Origin of the sequence: Azospirillum oryzae (assembly GCF_900177515.1) — a bacterium.
Taxonomy (GTDB): Bacteria; Pseudomonadota; Alphaproteobacteria; order Azospirillales; family Azospirillaceae; genus Azospirillum; species Azospirillum oryzae_A.
The window spans coordinates 442,913-458,231 of sequence record NZ_FXAK01000009.1; the positions used below are offsets into that span (position 1 = coordinate 442,913).

14 protein-coding genes are annotated in these 15,319 nt (G+C 69.7%); 13 read left to right on the forward strand and 1 reads right to left on the reverse strand.

Annotation, left to right across the window (positions count from 1 at the left end; genetic code table 11):
- The first annotated feature begins 59 nt into the window (after positions 1-59).
- The 10 genes from B9N97_RS30465 to B9N97_RS30510 all read left to right on the forward strand — a co-directional run bounded on the left by B9N97_RS30465 (position 60) and on the right by B9N97_RS30510 (position 11,637).
- On the forward strand, positions 60-3,128 hold the full coding sequence (locus tag B9N97_RS30465) for a xanthine dehydrogenase family protein molybdopterin-binding subunit (RefSeq protein WP_143266931.1): 3,069 nt from the start codon (positions 60-62) through the stop codon (positions 3,126-3,128).
- Complete coding sequence (locus B9N97_RS30470) at positions 3,125-3,961, forward strand: FAD binding domain-containing protein (protein WP_085091556.1); 837 nt, start codon at positions 3,125-3,127, stop codon at positions 3,959-3,961. The genes B9N97_RS30465 and B9N97_RS30470 overlap by 4 nt, the downstream gene beginning before the upstream one ends.
- Positions 3,949-4,488, forward strand: a complete 540-nt coding sequence (locus B9N97_RS30475; RefSeq protein ID WP_085091557.1) for a (2Fe-2S)-binding protein — start codon at positions 3,949-3,951, stop codon at positions 4,486-4,488. The genes B9N97_RS30470 and B9N97_RS30475 overlap by 13 nt, the downstream gene beginning before the upstream one ends.
- Complete coding sequence (locus B9N97_RS30480; RefSeq protein WP_085091558.1) at positions 4,481-6,037, forward strand: AMP-binding protein; 1,557 nt, start codon at positions 4,481-4,483, stop codon at positions 6,035-6,037. The genes B9N97_RS30475 and B9N97_RS30480 overlap by 8 nt, the downstream gene beginning before the upstream one ends.
- A gap of 30 nt (positions 6,038-6,067) precedes the next feature.
- Entirely contained in the window at positions 6,068-6,877 is an 810-nt protein-coding gene (locus B9N97_RS30485; protein ID WP_244561020.1) for an enoyl-CoA hydratase/isomerase family protein, read from the forward strand.
- Positions 6,878-6,986: 109 nt separating this feature from the next.
- Positions 6,987-8,198, forward strand: coding sequence for an ABC transporter substrate-binding protein (locus tag B9N97_RS30490; protein ID WP_085091560.1), 1,212 nt, complete (start codon positions 6,987-6,989; stop codon positions 8,196-8,198).
- A gap of 26 nt (positions 8,199-8,224) precedes the next feature.
- Positions 8,225-9,118 carry a branched-chain amino acid ABC transporter permease gene (locus B9N97_RS30495; protein ID WP_085091561.1) on the forward strand — a complete coding sequence of 298 codons (894 nt, stop codon included), beginning with the start codon at positions 8,225-8,227 and terminating at the stop codon, positions 9,116-9,118.
- Positions 9,111-10,151 (forward strand): branched-chain amino acid ABC transporter permease, encoded by a 1,041-nt coding sequence (locus B9N97_RS30500; RefSeq protein ID WP_085091562.1) that lies wholly within the window; start codon positions 9,111-9,113, stop codon positions 10,149-10,151. Before B9N97_RS30495 ends, B9N97_RS30500 begins: the two co-directional genes overlap by 8 nt.
- Complete coding sequence (locus B9N97_RS30505) at positions 10,148-10,924, forward strand: ABC transporter ATP-binding protein (protein WP_085091563.1); 777 nt, start codon at positions 10,148-10,150, stop codon at positions 10,922-10,924. The genes B9N97_RS30500 and B9N97_RS30505 overlap by 4 nt, the downstream gene beginning before the upstream one ends.
- Before the next feature lie 5 nt (positions 10,925-10,929).
- Positions 10,930-11,637: an ABC transporter ATP-binding protein gene (locus tag B9N97_RS30510; RefSeq protein ID WP_085091564.1), complete on the forward strand. Its 708-nt coding sequence runs from the start codon at positions 10,930-10,932 to the stop codon at positions 11,635-11,637.
- Between the two features lie 52 nt (positions 11,638-11,689).
- Here the strand turns inward: B9N97_RS30510 and B9N97_RS30515 are convergent, their stop codons facing one another.
- Positions 11,690-12,622 carry a LysR family transcriptional regulator gene (locus tag B9N97_RS30515; protein ID WP_085091565.1) on the reverse strand — a complete coding sequence of 311 codons (933 nt, stop codon included), beginning with the start codon at positions 12,620-12,622 and terminating at the stop codon, positions 11,690-11,692.
- Between the two features lie 347 nt (positions 12,623-12,969).
- Between B9N97_RS30515 and B9N97_RS30520 the strand changes: the two genes are divergently transcribed.
- From B9N97_RS30520 to B9N97_RS30525, 3 genes are all read left to right on the forward strand, one after another.
- Positions 12,970-13,743 (forward strand): ABC transporter ATP-binding protein, encoded by a 774-nt coding sequence (locus B9N97_RS30520; RefSeq protein ID WP_167393427.1) that lies wholly within the window; start codon positions 12,970-12,972, stop codon positions 13,741-13,743.
- Positions 13,740-14,321, forward strand: coding sequence for an ABC transporter permease (locus tag B9N97_RS35805; RefSeq protein ID WP_167393404.1), 582 nt, complete (start codon positions 13,740-13,742; stop codon positions 14,319-14,321). Before B9N97_RS30520 ends, B9N97_RS35805 begins: the two co-directional genes overlap by 4 nt.
- 69 nt (positions 14,322-14,390) lie before the next feature.
- Positions 14,391-15,257, forward strand: a complete 867-nt coding sequence (locus B9N97_RS30525) for an ABC transporter permease (RefSeq protein ID WP_085091815.1) — start codon at positions 14,391-14,393, stop codon at positions 15,255-15,257.
- Positions 15,258-15,319: the final 62 nt, after the last annotated feature.

Sequence of the window (15,319 nt, forward strand, 5' to 3'; positions counted from 1 at the left end):
CACGGTAAAAGCTTTGCGGGGCGAACGGTCTAGTCTTCTCCGGTAACCGGAGGATGACGATGACGGCCACGCAGACCGCCACGCAGACCGTTGAAATAAAAGGCAGTCCGGCTAGAGGGGCGGAGCCGGTAGCCGCAGCGGCGCCGTTCGTCGGACGTGCGATGCCGCGGGTGGAAGACGCCGCGCTGCTGACCGGCGTCGCCCGCTATGCCGACGATCTGCCGGTGAAGCCCGGCACCCTGCACGCCGCGATCCTGCGCTCGCCGCACGCCCATGCCGACCTGCTGGGCATCGACACCGCCGCCGCGCTGGCGGTTCCCGGTGTCGCCGCGGTGGTGACGGGGGAAGACGCCAAACGGCATGCCAGCGCCTTCCTGGTCGGCATCCGCGCGCCGATGGAACATTGGTGCCTCGCCATCGACCGCGTGCGCCATGTCGGCGAACCGGTGGCGGTGGTGCTGGCCGACAGCCGCTATCTGGCGGAAGATGCGCTCGACCGCATCGAGGTGCGCTATCGCCCGCTGCCACCGGTGACCTCGATCGCCCAGGCATTGGAAGAAGGATCGGAGCCGCTGCATCCGGCGGTGGGCTCCAACCTCGTCAACAGCCGCAGCTTCCGTTACGGCGATCCCGAGGCCGCCTTCGCCCGCGCTGCCCGCACCGTGTCGGTCGAGGTCGAGTATCCCCGCAACTCCTGCACCCCGATGGAATGCTTCGTCGTCCTCGCCGACTACGACGCGGCCGAGGATTCCTACGAGGTGCTGTCGAACTTCTCCGGCCCCTTCGCCGTTCATCCGGTGATGGCGCGGGCGCTGAATGTGCCGGGGTCGCGGCTGCGGCTGAAGACGCCGCCCCATTCCGGCGGCAGCTTCGGCAACAAGCAGGCGGTGTTCCCCTATGTCGTGCTGATGGGGCTGTGCGCCCGCGTCGCCGGCCGGCCGGTGAAGTGGGTGGAGGACCGGCTGGAGCATCTGATGGCCGCCACCTCTGCCACCGCGCGCCGCATGCGCATCGACGCGGCAGTGGAGCCGGACGGCCGGGTGCTGGCGTTGCGGATGGAGCAGACCGAGGATTGCGGCGCCTATCTGCGGGCGCCGGAGCCGGCTTCGCTCTACCGCAACCACGGCAACCTGACCGGCGCCTACGACATCCCGAACCTGGCGCTGACCAACCGCATCGTCGTCACCAACAAGACGCCGACCGGCCTCAACCGCGGTTTCGGCGGCGGGCAGCTCTATTATGGGCTGGAGCGGCTGATGAACCGGGTGGCGGCGGAGCTGGGGCTCGATCCGCTCGACGTCATCCGCCGCAACCTGGTGGCGGCCGACGCCATGCCCTACCGCACTGCGTCGGGCGGGACGCTCGACAGCGGCGATTACCGCGCGACGCTGGAGCAGGCGGTGCGCGAGGGCGCGCTCGACGCGCTGATGGCGCGGCGCGACGCGCTGCGGGCGGAGGGGCGGCTCTACGGCATCGGTTATGCCGCGGTGGTCGAGCCGTCGATCTCCAACATGGGCTACATCACCACCGTCCTGACCGCCGAGGAGCGGCGCAAGGCCGGGCCGAAGAACGGCGCGCAGGCGACCGCCAGCGTCGCCGTCGATCCCACCGGCGGCGTGTCGGTGACGGTGGCCTCAGCCCCCCAGGGGCAGGGGCACCGCACCGTGCTGGCCCAGGTGGTGGCCGACGTCTTCGGCCTGCGTTTCGAAGACATCCGCGTCAACACCGACCTCGACACCGGCAAGGATGCCTGGTCGATCGCGTCGGGCAACTATTCCAGCCGCTTCGCCGGAGCGGTGGCGGGGGCGGCCCAGGTGGCGGCGACCCGGCTGCGCGGCCGCATGGCGGCGCTGGTCGCCGCCCAGCTGAATTGCCGGGCCGACGATGTCCGCTTCGCCGGCGGCAAGGTCTTCTCCGACGCCAACCCGGACAACGGCCTTTCCTTCTCCCGCGTCGCCGCCGCCGGCCACTGGTCGCCCGGCACGCTGCCCGACGGGCAGGAGGCGGCGTTGCGTGAGACCGCCTTCTGGACGCCGGAGCCGCTGAAGGCGCCGACCGACGGCGACCACATCAACAGCTCGGCCTGCTACGGCTTCATCTTCGACTTCTGCGGGGTCGAGATCGACCGGACGACGGGGGCGCTGCGGATCGACCGCTACGTCACTATGCACGATGCCGGCCGGCTGCTGAATCCGCTGCTGGTGGAGGGCCAGATCCTGGGCGGTTTCGCCCATGCCGTCGGCACCGCGCTGTACGAGGAATATGCCTACGGCGACGACGGCCGGTTCCTGTCCGGCACCTTCGCCGACTATCTGGTGCCGACCGCCTGCGAGGTGCCGGTTCCCGTCATCCTCCACCGCGAAAGCCCGTCGCCGGTGACGCCGCTCGGCGCCAAGGGGGTGGGCGAGGGGAACTGCATGAGCACCCCGGTTTGCCTCGCCAACGCGGTGGCGGACGCCCTGGCGGGCTTTTCTGTGGACGAACCGCCATCCCTGCCGATCACCCCGGCCAAGCTGGCGGCGCTGATCCATCCGCCGGAACCGCCGCGGCCGGCGCCTGCGGCAGGCATGAACGAAATTCCGCCACCGGCCGCCGTCAAGGGTGGGCGCGGCCTGACCGGGGAGGGCAGCCGCGAGGTCCCGGCGACGCCGGAACAGGTCTGGGCCATCCTGCTCGACCCGAAGGAATTGGCGGCGCTGCTGCCCGGCTGCGAGGCGCTCGACCTCGTCGGTCCCAATGCCTACCGGGCGGAGGTGGTGGTCGGCATCGGCCCGGTGCGCGGCCGCTATACCGCGGAGGTGGCGCTGTCCGACCTCGACCCGCCCAAGGCGCTGACCCTGACCGGCAGCGGCACCAGCGCGCTCGGCTCGGGCAGCGGCACCGGGCACGTCACGCTGGAGCGCACCGCCGGGGGGACACGCGTCACCTACCGCTACAGCGCATCGGTCGGCGGCAAGGTCGCCGCGGTCGGCGGCCGGATGCTCGACAGCGCGTCGCGCCTGCTGATCGGCCAATTCTTCGAGAAGCTGGTCGCCCGCGCCGGCGGTTCCGCGGCTTCCGACGCCCATTCCGCCCGGCCCCCGTCGCTTCTGGCGCGCTTGCTGCGCATTCTGGGACTCAACCGATGAAACCCGCGTCCTTCGACTATCTGCGGCCGGCGACGGTCGCCGACGCGCTGGCGGCGCTGGCGGCCGGGGGCGACGATGCCCGCGTGATCGCCGGCGGCCAGTCGCTGATGCCGATGCTGAACATGCGGCTGGTCCAGCCGCGCCTGCTGATCGATCTCGGCCGGCTTGAGGAGTTGCGCACGCTGCGCGCCGAGGATGGCTGGCTGACCGTCGGCGCCGCCGTCACCCAGGCCGAGGTGCTGGCCCGCCCGACGCTGGCGCGGGAGGTGCCGCTGCTGGCCGCCGCCCTGCCGTGGGTCGGCCATTTCCAGACCCGCAACCGCGGCACGCTCTGCGGATCGGTCGCTCATGCCGATCCCAGCGCCGAGACGCCGCTCTGCCTGGTCGCCACCGGCGGCGAGGTGGTGCTGCGCAACCTGCGCCGCCGCCGCACCGTTCCCGCCGCCGATTTCTTCCTGGGGCCGCTGACCACGGTGAAGGCAGCGGACGAGATCGTCGAATGCGTCCGCTTTCCCCTGGCCCGGCCGGGCAGCGGCCATGCCTTCCGCGAGCAGTCGATGCGGCATGGCGACTTCGCCATCACCGCCTGCGCCGCCACGGTGGACGAACGCTCCGCCAATCTCGGCGTCGGTGGGATGGCGGACCGCCCGACGCTGCGATCCTGGCCGCTGGTCGACGGCGGGTTGCCGCCGGATCTCGACGACGCGCTGAACGCCTTCGCCTGGGATCTCGGCGGCGACGATGACCAGCATGCCACCGCGCGCTACCGCCGCGACCTCGTTCGCCGGATCGGCCGCACCGTCCTTGAAGAGGCCCTGTCATGCCGCCGCTGACCTCCCCCGAGACGCCGCCGGTCCTGGCGGCCGAGACGCGACACGCCGTCTCCATCGTCCTGAACGGCAAGCCGCGCACCGGCCACGCCCACCCGCGCCTGCTGCTGAGCGATTTCCTGCGCCATGAGCTGGGCGCCCACGGCACCCGCGTCGGCTGCGAGCACGGCGTCTGCGGCGCCTGCACCGTCCGCATCGACGGGGTGGCCGCCCGCGCCTGCCTGACCCTGGCGGTGCAGGCCGACGGCCGGCGCATCGACACCGTCGAAGGGCTGGCGGAGGCCAATGAGGGGCGCATGACCGCGCTCCAGGAGGCCTTTCGCCGGCATCACGCCCTGCAATGCGGCTTCTGCACGGCCGGCATCCTGATGTCGCTGACCGATTACCTGGGCCGCAACCCCAAACCAACCGAAGAGGAGCTACGCGACATGCTGAGCGGCCATCTTTGCCGCTGCACCGGCTATGCCGGCATCGTCCGCGCCGTGATGGAAGTCACCGGCCAGACGATGAAGGAGGTCTCCCATGTTTGACCTCGGCCGCAGCATCCTGGCCAGCGCGGAGCGCAGTCCCGACGCGGTCGCCATCGTCGACGGCGACCTGCGTCTGACCTACGCGCAATGGCTGGAGCGCATCCGCCGGCTGGTCGGCGCCTTCGACCGGCTTGGCCTGCATCCCGGCGACCGCATCGCCACCGCGCTGCAGAACACGCATGAGATGGCGACCATCCATTGGGCCTGCCAGCTCGCCGGCATCGCCGTCGTGCCGCTGAACTGGCGGGTGAAGGCGGACGAGCTGGATTATTGCCTGCCCAACGCCGAGGTGCGCGCCCTGTTCTATCAGGACGTGTCGGCCGAAGCCGTCCGGGAATCTGCCGCGGCACGGGCGCTGCCCCGCATCGCAGTCGGCGATGGAGACCATCAGGCCGACCACCGCTTCGCCGAGCTGTTGGACAGCGAGCCGGTTCTAGCGCATTCCCGCGCCACGGCGGAGCATGTCTCGCTGTTCCTCTACACCTCCGGCACCACCGGCAAGCCCAAGGGCGTGCCGCGCCGCCACCGGACGGAGCGCGCCTCCGCGATCGCCCATGTCGCCCAGAATTGCTACCGCCGGGGCGAGCGCACGCTGGGAGTCATGCCGCTCTACCACACGATGGGGGTGCGCTCGCTGCTGGCGATGGCGCTGGTCGACGGCTGCTTCGTCTGCCTGCCGCGTTTCGACACCGGCCGCGCGCTTGACCTGATCGCGGCGGAGCGGCTGAGCTGCCTCTATCTGGTGCCGACGCTCTACCACGACCTGCTGGCCGACCCGAAATTCGCGGGCACCGACGTGTCGTCGGTGCGCAAGCTGGGCTTCGCCGGAGCCTCGATGACCGACGGGCTGCTGAAGCGGCTGGACGCCGCCTTCCGGCCAGAGCTGTTCGTGAACCATTACGGCTCGTCGGAGATCTACACCTTCACCATCGACCAGAACGCGCCGGCCAAGCCGGGGTCGGCCGGCAAGGCGGCGCTGAACCAGCGCATCCGCATCGTCCGCCTCGGCAGCTTCGATCCCGACGAGCGCGCCGCGGCCGGGGTCGAGGGGCAGATCGTCGCCGACCTGTCGGGCGACGAGTCCTTCGAAGGCTATTGGAAGCGGCCGGACGCCGACGCCAAGGCGCTGCATGCCGGCTGGTACTTCACCGGCGACATCGGCTTCCTCGACGCCGACGGCGACCTCTTCGTCACCGGCCGGGTCGACGACATGATCATCACCGGCGGCGAGAACGTCTCGCCGGTCGAGATCGAAAGCGTCCTGTCCCTGCATGACGGCGTGCTGGAGGTGGCGGTCGCCGGCCTGCCCGACGAACGCTGGGGCCAGCGGGTCGTCGCCTTCGTCAAGCGCACCCGCGGCGTCGAGGCGAAGGATCTCGACGACCACTGCCGCACCTCCGGCCTCGCCAACTTCAAGCGCCCGCGCGAGTACGTCTTCCTCGACGAAATCCCGAAATCGCCGGTCGGCAAGATCCTGCGCCGCAAGCTGCAGGCCGGCGAATTCACCCTTGAGCACGGCCCAGCCGAACATAGCCCGACACTCTCCTGAACCCAGCCTTCATCCATGGAGTTTTCGACCGTGACCCCCTATCGCTTCGACAGCACCGACCGCCTGCTCGCCGACCTCGACGGCTTCCGCGTGGAGATCGACGAATCCCTGGAACGCGCCGACATCGTGCTGCACCGTCCGCCCTTCAACATCGTCAGCATGCTGCAGCGCGACCAGTTCAGCGCCGTGTTCGCGGCGCTGGATCGCGATCCCAAGGTGCGGGTGATCGTCCTGCGCGCCGAGGGCGAGAATTTCTCGTCCGGCGGCAACATCGCCGGCTTCATGGAGAAGTCGGCCGAGCATGTGTCGGAGCTGGCGGTCAACATCGCCGCCCCGGAACGCTGCCGCAAGCCGGTGATCGCCCAGGTCCGCGGCTATTGCTTCGGCGTCGGCTTCGAGCTGTCGCTCGCCTGCGATTTCCGCATTGTATCGGAGACCGCGCAGTTCGCCCTGCCGGAGATGCGCATCGGCATGATCCCCGGTTCCGGCGGATCGGCCCGCCTGCTGCACATGATCGGCATCTGCCGGACCAAGGACATGGTGATGCGGGCCAAGCGCATCCCCGGCCGGCAGGCCGCCGACTGGGGTTTCGTCACCGACTGCGTCGCCGATGCCGAACTGGAAGCGACGGTCGCCGCCCTGGTCGACGAACTGCGCGGCTTCTCGCCGCTGGCCCAGCGCACCATCAAGGGCGTGCTGAACAGCGGCAACAACGTGTCGGTCAATGGCGCCATCGAGATCGAGGGGCAGGCCTACGGCCGCCTGCGCGGCTCGGAGGACTTCAAGGAGGGCGTCGCCTCCTTCCACGAGAAGCGCAAGCCGGTCTTCAAGGGGAACTGATCCCCGGCATTTCCGTCTCGGCACCGACCTTGAGCGCCCGCCACCCAACGAGCGGGCGCCGCTTTTCCAAATTCCAGGCGCGGCATCGCGCCAGTGAGGGAGACCATCCATGTCCAAGAACGCTCTTTTGAGGTCAGTCTACGCCCTATCGCCGCTGCTGGCCCTGCTGGCGGCACCACTCGTGACCGCCGGGACGGCTGAGGCCGCCGATCCGATCCGCATCGGGGTGGTGACCCCGCTGTCGGGCACCTACGCGCCGATCGGCCAGCAGGTCCGCTGGGGCCTGGAACTGGCGACGAAGGAGGTCAACGCTGCCGGCGGCATCCTCGGCCGTCAGGTCGAGCTGCTGTTCGAGGACGAGGAGGCCAATCCCGCCGTCGCCACCCAGAAGGCGGAGAAGCTGTTTCAGGTCAACAAGGTCGATTTCCTGACCGGCACCGTCAATTCAGGCTCCACCCTGGCGGTCGGGCAGCTGGCGGAGCGCAACGGCCGGCTGATCGCCACCACCGTCTCCTTCTCCGACGCCATCACCACCGACAAATGCTCGCCCAACGTCTTCCGGGTGAACGCGCGGGCGGGGCAGCAGTCGGCGGCGCTGGCGGAATGGCTGGCCAAGGACAAGCCGAAGGCCAAGGTCTACTACCTCGGCCCCGATTACGAGATGGGCCGCTCCACCGTCGCGGCCTTCAAGGCGGCGGCCGAGAAGACCGGGGCGCAATCGGCCGGAGAGGTCTTCGCGCCGCTCGGCAGCAAGGATTACTCGCAGTATTTCGGCCAGCTCCGCGCCGCCCGCCCCAGCGTGCTCTACACCTCCACCGCCGGCAACGACACCGTGCGGCTGCTGACCCAGATGGGCGAGTACGGGCTGCTGCGCAACCTGACCATTGTCGGCGCGTCGGGCACCGTCACCGCGCAGAACATCGGTGCCATCGGTAAGGCGGCCGACGGCTTCGTCACCGGCGTCGGCTATTCGGCGGAACTGGCGACGCCCGAGAACCAGGCCTTCGTCGCCGCCTTCCGCAAGGAATACAACACCGCCCCCGACCTCTACGGCGCCGACAGCTACGGCCTGATCGGCTTCTTCAAGGCGGCGGTTGAGAAGGCCGGCGGCACCGACACCGACGCGCTGCGCAAGGCGATGGAAGGGCTGAGCTGGAGCACGCCCCAGGGCAGCAAGACCATGCGGGCCGGCGACCATCAGGCTATCCAGGACATGTACGCCGTGCGCATCGCGGCGGACGGCAGCAGCACCCGTTTCGACGTCGTCGGCACCGTTCCGGGCGAGGCGGCCATCGGGCCGGACCAGTGCACCCGCTTCTGAGGACCGCAGCCAAGGAGTCGACGCCCATGGCCGATCTCATCGATTATCTGCAATTCGTCCTGGCGCCGCAGGCGCTGAACGGTCTGTCGCTCGGGGTTGCCGTCGTCCTGATGGCGCTGGGCCTGACCATCATCTTCGGGCTGCTCGACGTCATCAACATGGCCCATGGCGAGTTCTACGCCGTGGGCGCCTTCCTGGCGCTGACCCTGGCCGGACTGGGCGTCGGTTTCTGGGCGCTGCTGGTGCTGGTGCCGCTGCTGATGCTGCCGATCGGCTGGCTGGCCGAGCGCTGGCTGATCGCCCGGGTCTTCCACAGCCGCGACCGCCACATCCTGACCCTGCTGCTGACCTTCGGGCTGGGCATGATCATGGAAGACCTGCTGAAGCTGGTCTATGGCCCCAACACCCAGCGGCCGGAGAACCCGATCGAGGGCGGCACCGAGATCCTCGGCATGTTCCTGCCGAACTACCGGCTGTTCCTGATCGGCTTCGGCCTCGCGCTGATCGCTGCGGTCTGGCTGGTGGTCTTCCGCACCGGGCTCGGCGCCATGGTGCGGGCAGCCGCCTTCGACAAGGACATGGCCTCGTCGCTGGGGGTGCCGGTGCGCCGGGTCTATGCCGGCACCTTCGCCTTCGGGGTGGCGCTGGCCGGGCTGTCCGGCGTGCTGCTGGCGCCGATCTATTCGGTGTTTCCCACCATGGGGCGCGATTTCATCCTGATGGCCTTCACCGTGGTGATCGTCGGCGGCATGGGGTCGATCCAGGGGGCGGTCGTCGCCGGTCTGCTGCTGACCCAGGTGCAGGCGCTCTCCAGCCTCTACATCTCGCCGGTCTGGTCCGACCCGCTGGTGTTCGGGATCATGGTGCTGGTGCTGATGGTCCGGCCGCAGGGCCTGTTCGGGAGGCTCGGACATGCCTGAGGCCACGTTGCGCACCGTCTCCGATCCCGGCCGTGCCGGTCCGGCATCGCGATCGTCCCGCCTGGCCCCGGTCCATTGGCTGGCGCTGATCTTCCTGGCGGCGGCGCTGGGATTCGCCGCCGTCGCCTGGGCGACCGGCAACGGCTTCTACCTGCGTCTGGCGACCGAGGCGCTGATCTTCGCCGGGCTGGCGATGAGCGTCGACCTGCTGCTGGGCTACACTGGCCTGCTGTCGCTGGGGCAGGCGCTGTATTTCGGGCTGGGCGCCTATGTCTCGGCGCTCGTCCTGCGCGACGTCGCTCCCAGCTTCTGGCTGGCGATGGCGGCGGCCCTGCTGGCGGGCGGCGTGGCCGGCCTGATCGGCGGCGTCATTGCCAACCGGGTGAAGGGCGTCTATTTCGCCCTCATCACCTTTGGACTGGCCCAGGTCGCCGCCAAGACCGTCTACAACACCCGCGCGCTGGGCGCCTCGGACGGGCTGATCGGCATTCCGCAGATCCAGGTCGGCTTCGGGCCGTTCAGCCTCGACACCGCCGACCCGCTGTCCTTCTTCCTGCTGGTGCTCGGCCTGACCGTGGTCGCCTATGCCGGGCTGTCCTACCTGATGGACGCGCCGTTCGGCCGGACGCTGGCCGCCATCCGCGCCAACGAGAAGCGCGTGCCGTTCCTGGGCTTCAACGCCTGGCGCTACAAGCTGGCGGTCTATGTCCTGGCCGCCTGCGTCGCGGCGCTGGCGGGGGCGCTCTACCCGATGCTGCGCGGTTTCGTCTCGCCCGAACTGATGTTCTTCGAGACCTCCGGCAATGCCGTCATCACCGTCATCGTCGGCGGCGTCGGCACGCTGGTCGGGCCGGTGGTGGGCAGCCTGCTGCTGACCGCCCTGCGCTCGGTCGTCGGGTCCTGGACCGAGCATCACCTGATCGTCGTGGGGGTCATCTTCATGCTGTCCGTCATTTTCCTGCGCAAGGGGCTGGTCGGCGCCCTGCTGGCCCGGCTGAGCCGCCGCGGCGAACAGGGGAGAGCGACACCATGACGGCATCTCCCCTCAGAACGGCAACAGCCGGCGGCGCCTGTGCCTTGGGCGTGCGCGACCTGTCGGTGAATTTCGGCGGGCTCCAGGCGGTGGCGGGCGTCGGCTTCGACGCCGCCGCCGGCCGGATCACCTCGGTCATCGGCCCCAACGGGGCGGGCAAGAGCACGCTGTTCAACCTGATCAGCGGCGCCATCCGCCCCACCGGCGGCCGGGTGACGCTGGACGGCGCCGACGTCACCGGGCGCTCGCCCGACCGGCTGCTCGCCGCCGGGCTGGCGCGGTCCTTCCAGATCACCAACCTGTTCTTCGAGCTGCCGGTCCTGGAAAACCTGCGGATCGCCGCGCAGGTGCTGGAAAGGCCCTGGCATGCGCTGCGTCCGGTCGGCCACAGCCGTCGTGCGCTCGCCAAGGCCGACGCGCTGCTGGAGCGCTTCGGCCTGTCGGCCAAGGCGCGCGAGCTTGCCGGCAACCTCTCCCACGGCGAACAGCGGCGGCTGGAGATCGCGGTGGCGCTGGCCGCCGAACCGCGGGTGCTGCTGCTGGACGAGCCGACCCAGGGGATGAGCCACGGCGACACCGCCGACACCGGCGCGCTGATCCGCTCGCTGGCCGGCGACCTGACCGTGCTGCTGATCGAACACGACATCGGGCTGGTGATGAGCCTGTCGGATCATGTCGTCGTGATGGCCCAGGGCCGGAAGATCGCCGAGGGGCCGCCCGCCGTGGTCCGCGCCGACCCCGCCGTACAGGCCGCCTATTTCGGACACCGGTGACACCCATGCTTTCCATTGAGAACCTGCACGCGCATTACGGCCTGAGCCACGTCCTGCAGGGGGTGTCCCTGCAGGCCGGTCCGGGCGAGGTGGTCGGGCTGTTCGGCCGCAACGGCGTCGGCAAGACCACCATCCTCAAATCCGTCGCCGGGTGGGTTCCGGCCAGTTCCGGCGCGATCCGCTTCGGCGGCGTCGATCTGGCCGGCCGGACGCCGGACGCCATCGCCCGCCTCGGGCTCGGCCTGGTGCCGGAGGACCGCCGCATCTTCCCCGGCCTTAGCGTCGAGGAGAATCTGCGGCTGGGGCTGCTGCAATGCCCCGGCCGGGCGCGCCGGGAGAACGAGCAGGCGATCGGACAGGCCTTCGCCCGCTTCCCCCGTCTGGCCGAGCGGCGGCGACAGCTCGGCACCACCCTGTCCGGCGGCGAGCAGCAGATGCTGGCGATGGCCCGCGTGATGGTGGGCACCGCCAAGCTGCTGCTGATCGACGAGCCGACGGAAGGGCTGGCGCCGATGATCGTCGACGAGATCTTCGCGATCATCACCGAACTGAAGCGGGCGGGGCTGACCATCCTGCTGGTGGAGCAGAACATCCACCGCGCGCTCGACGTCGCCGACCGCTTCTACGCGGTGGAGCGGGGCCGCATCACGCTTCATGGCGAAGCCGCCTCGCCCGCCGACCGCGCCCGGCTGATGGAGATGGTCGCCGTGTGATCCGGCGGCCCGGTTTACGGCCCCGGACAGGGAAGGCGGACGGGGAAGGGCGTCAGGCTTGCTCCACCGCGACGGTGAAGTTCGGGTCCCGGCGCCTCAACTCGTCCAGCAGGCCGTTGATGATGTGCAGCGCCTGGGCCGTCGCGGCGTTCGGTTCGCCGACGGTCGGGCGGATGAGGAACAGCGTGCGCGTCAGTGCCGGCTCGCTGATCGGCCGGATCACCAGCACGCCGGCCTGGACGTCTTCCGCCACGGCGCTGTGCGGCAGGATCGCACAGGCCAGTCCGCGGCGGACCATGTCCTTGATCGCCTGCATGGATTCCAGCGAGAAGGCGATGTTCGGCGCCAGCCCGCGCGCGGTCATCGCATCGGTGACCAGGCGTCGGACGAGATCGCCCGCGTTCGGCATCGCCAGTTCGGCGTCGGCGATGCCCGCCAGCGACACCGGGCCGGTCCCGTCGAAGCGCGAGCCCGGATGGGTGATCAGGCACAAGGCCTCGTTCAGCCGCGGTTCGCGGTGCAGCATGCGGCTGGGCGGTACCGTGTAGGCCAGCGCCAGATCCAGCTTGCCCGACGAGACATGGCCGATCAGGGCGTGGCTCAGCTCTTCGAATAGCTTTAATTCGACCCCCGGCAGGGCGCCGTGCAGCCGTTCCATCAGGCGGCCGGCCAGCAGCCCCGACAGGCTGGGGGTCAGTCCCACCGCCAGCGTCCTCGGAACCTGCCCGGCGAGCTCGCGCAGCGAACGTTTCAAATCCTCCAGGCGCCGCACCATCAGCCTGGCCTCTTCCAGGAAGAGGAGGCCGGCCGGGGTAGGGTGGGTGCCGGTGACGGTGCGGACCAGCAGCGGCACCCCGAATTCCCGCTCCAGCGCCTTGATCTGCACCCCCAGCGCCGGCTGCGCGATGTTCAGTGCCAGCGCCGCCTTGCTGATGCTGCCCAATTCGCAAACCAGAATGAAACTTTCCAGCTGGCGGCTGCGCATCCGTCGTGATCCATCGTTTTTGGGGGCTGCGGCAGGGCGGACGGCGCCGGCACGGCCACAAGCCTCGCACCGGCGGCGGGGGAGGGCAAACAATTTTTATATGGGGGTGGTCCAAAGCTGTCCTGGACAGGGTCGGCAGGCTGCATTTGTATGCTTACAAAACAAACAGAAGTCAGGCGGAACGCCGAACGCCCGACACCGGGAGGGAGATGCAGCCCATGCGTGGCCTATCGTCAGAAAGAGCGCCGGTCCCCCAGGATCCGGCAGGCGCGTCCCATCCGGCGCACCCCATTCCCTTCGGCCGCACTCCGGGCTCCAACGGTCTGGCGGCCGGGGCCCATGCGGTGATGACTGGCGTCACCCGTATCTTCGGATCGGCGGTCCATGCGTTGGGGCCGGTCGATCTGGAACTGCGCCGGGGAGAGTTCTTCTCGATCGTTGGTCCGTCCGGCTGCGGCAAGTCGACCCTGCTCGATGTGTTGGCCGGTCTGAGCGCCCCCACCGACGGCACCATCACCTTCGAAGGCAAGCGGGTGCGCGGCACGGTTCCCGACGGGGTCGGCGTGGTGTTCCAGGAGGATGCGTCCTTTCCCTGGCTGACCGTGCGCGACAACATCGGCTTCGGCCTGCGACGCGCGGGCTTCCGCGGTCCCGAGGCGGAAGACCGCGTGCGCCATGCAATCGACTTCATGGGGCTGAACGATTTCGCCGACGCCTATCCCAACCAGCTGTCCGGCGGCATGCGCCAGCGCGTCTGCATCGCCCGCACGCTGGTGATGCGTCCGCGCCTCGTGCTGCTTGACGAGCCGTTCGGCGCGCTCGACCAGCAGACGCGCCTGCTGATGGGAGACGAGCTGCTGCGGCTGTGGCGGGCCAGCGGGGCGACCGTCCTGCTGATCACCCACGCGCTGGACGAGGCGGCGATGCTGTCCGACCGCATCGGCGTGATGTCGTCGCGTCCCGGCCGCTTCATCGAGATCGTCGAAACCGGCTGGCCGCGCGACCGGACCAGCGCCATCGCCGCCGAGCCCGCCTTCGGCGAGGTCACCACCCGGCTGTGGAACACGCTGCGCGAGGAATCGCTGAAGGCGATGGCCAGCCAGCGGAGGGTCGCGGGATGACGCGGGCCGGCATCCAGCGCCTGCTGATCACTGCCGCCGCCGTCCTGGCGCTGGAGGCGTCCTGTCGCCTTGGCTATGTCGGGCGCGCCACCATGATCCCGCCGTCGGAGATGCTGGCCGAGCTGGTCCGGCTGATGGGAACCGACGGGTTCTGGTCGCAGATCGGCTTCACCCTGCGCAACATCCTGGCCGCCGCCGTCGCCGCGATGGTGGCGGGCTTCGCCGGCGGCGTCGCGCTGCACGCCCTGCCGCGGGTCCGCCGGGCGGTCGAGCCGCTGATCGCCAGCTATTACGCCCTGCCCTTCTTCGTGCTGTATCCGCTGTTCATCGTTCTGCTCGGCATGAACGCGCTGCCGATCATCGCCATGGGTTTCCTCTATGCGGTGATGGCGATGGTGACGGCGACGCTGTCCGGGCTGGACCGCATCCCGCCGGTGCTGCGCAAGGTCGGCCGCACCTACCGCCTCGACCGCGTCCAGGACGCGCTGCTGATCCAGCTTCCGGCCGCCGGGCCGCACATCTTCACCGGGGTGAAGCTGGCGTTGAGCTATTCGGTGACCGGCGTTATCGGAGCGTAGTTCATCCTGGCCGGCAGCGGGCTCGGCTACTCCATCGCCTTCGCGTACAACAATCTCCAGGACCGGACGATGTACGCGCTGCTGCTGTTCGTGGTGGTCTTCGTGTCCAGCCTGACCGTGCTGCTGCACTGGGCGGAACAGCGGGTGCGCCACCGCTCGGGCGCCGGCCGTGTCGGCGGTGCCCGCGACACCGCCGGGACGGGGGAGAAGCTGGCGGCCACCGCCGTCATCGCCCTGCTGATCCTGGGCGGCTGGCAGCTGTTCCACGGGCTCGCGGGGGACGAGGCGCTGGCCTCGCCGGCTGTCACGCTGAACCGGCTGGTCGTCCTGTTCAGCAACCCGTCCTTCTGGGAAAACGTGGCGGAGACGGCGAAGGCGCTCGGGCTGTCGTTGCTGATCTCCTGCATCGGCGGCGGGCTGGCGGGCGTGCTGATCGGTGCGAACCGCGCGCTGTCGGACGTGCTGGAGCCGCTGTTCGTCACCCTCTACGCCATTCCCAAGGTCACGCTCTATCCGGTGATCCTGCTGCTGTTCGGACTGGGCATGCCGGCGAAGGTGGCGTTCGGCACGCTGCACGGCTTCATCCCGATGATGCTGGTCACCATGGGCGCCATCCGCGCCATGAACCCGGTGCTACGGCGCTCGGCCCGCGCCATGCGGCTGACGCGGATGCAGACCCTGACGGCGATCCTGGTGCCGGCGACGGTCCCGGAGATTGTGACCGGCCTGCGCATCAGCTTCTCCATCACCCTGCTGGGCGTGATGGTCGGCGAGATGTTCGCGTCCAAGCGCGGGCTGGGCTTCATGATCATGAACGGCATCAGCGTCAACGACACCGCGACGATGATGAGCGTCACCGTGCTGATCGGCCTGTTCGCCCTGGCGGTCAACAGCGCACTACTCGCGATCGACAACCGGATGCACCGGGTCGCCTGAGCGGCACCCGCCTTCGAGCGTCCTCTTCGCCTGTCACCTCCTTCCCGGCCGCCGGCCCGCCC

Coding starts and splice junctions, on each gene's coding strand:
- B9N97_RS30465 (WP_143266931.1), top strand. CDS start 60: ATGACGGCCACGCAGACCGCCACGCAGACCGTTGAAATAAAAGGCAGT.
- B9N97_RS30470 (WP_085091556.1), top strand. CDS start 3,125: ATGAAACCCGCGTCCTTCGACTATCTGCGGCCGGCGACGGTCGCCGAC.
- B9N97_RS30475 (WP_085091557.1), top strand. CDS start 3,949: ATGCCGCCGCTGACCTCCCCCGAGACGCCGCCGGTCCTGGCGGCCGAG.
- B9N97_RS30480 (WP_085091558.1), top strand. CDS start 4,481: ATGTTTGACCTCGGCCGCAGCATCCTGGCCAGCGCGGAGCGCAGTCCC.
- B9N97_RS30490 (WP_085091560.1), top strand. CDS start 6,987: ATGTCCAAGAACGCTCTTTTGAGGTCAGTCTACGCCCTATCGCCGCTG.
- B9N97_RS30495 (WP_085091561.1), top strand. CDS start 8,225: ATGGCCGATCTCATCGATTATCTGCAATTCGTCCTGGCGCCGCAGGCG.
- B9N97_RS30500 (WP_085091562.1), top strand. CDS start 9,111: ATGCCTGAGGCCACGTTGCGCACCGTCTCCGATCCCGGCCGTGCCGGT.
- B9N97_RS30505 (WP_085091563.1), top strand. CDS start 10,148: ATGACGGCATCTCCCCTCAGAACGGCAACAGCCGGCGGCGCCTGTGCC.
- B9N97_RS30510 (WP_085091564.1), top strand. CDS start 10,930: ATGCTTTCCATTGAGAACCTGCACGCGCATTACGGCCTGAGCCACGTC.
- B9N97_RS30515 (WP_085091565.1), bottom strand. CDS start 12,622: ATGCGCAGCCGCCAGCTGGAAAGTTTCATTCTGGTTTGCGAATTGGGC.
- B9N97_RS30520 (WP_167393427.1), top strand. CDS start 12,970: ATGACTGGCGTCACCCGTATCTTCGGATCGGCGGTCCATGCGTTGGGG.
- B9N97_RS35805 (WP_167393404.1), top strand. CDS start 13,740: ATGACGCGGGCCGGCATCCAGCGCCTGCTGATCACTGCCGCCGCCGTC.
- B9N97_RS30525 (WP_085091815.1), top strand. CDS start 14,391: ATGTACGCGCTGCTGCTGTTCGTGGTGGTCTTCGTGTCCAGCCTGACC.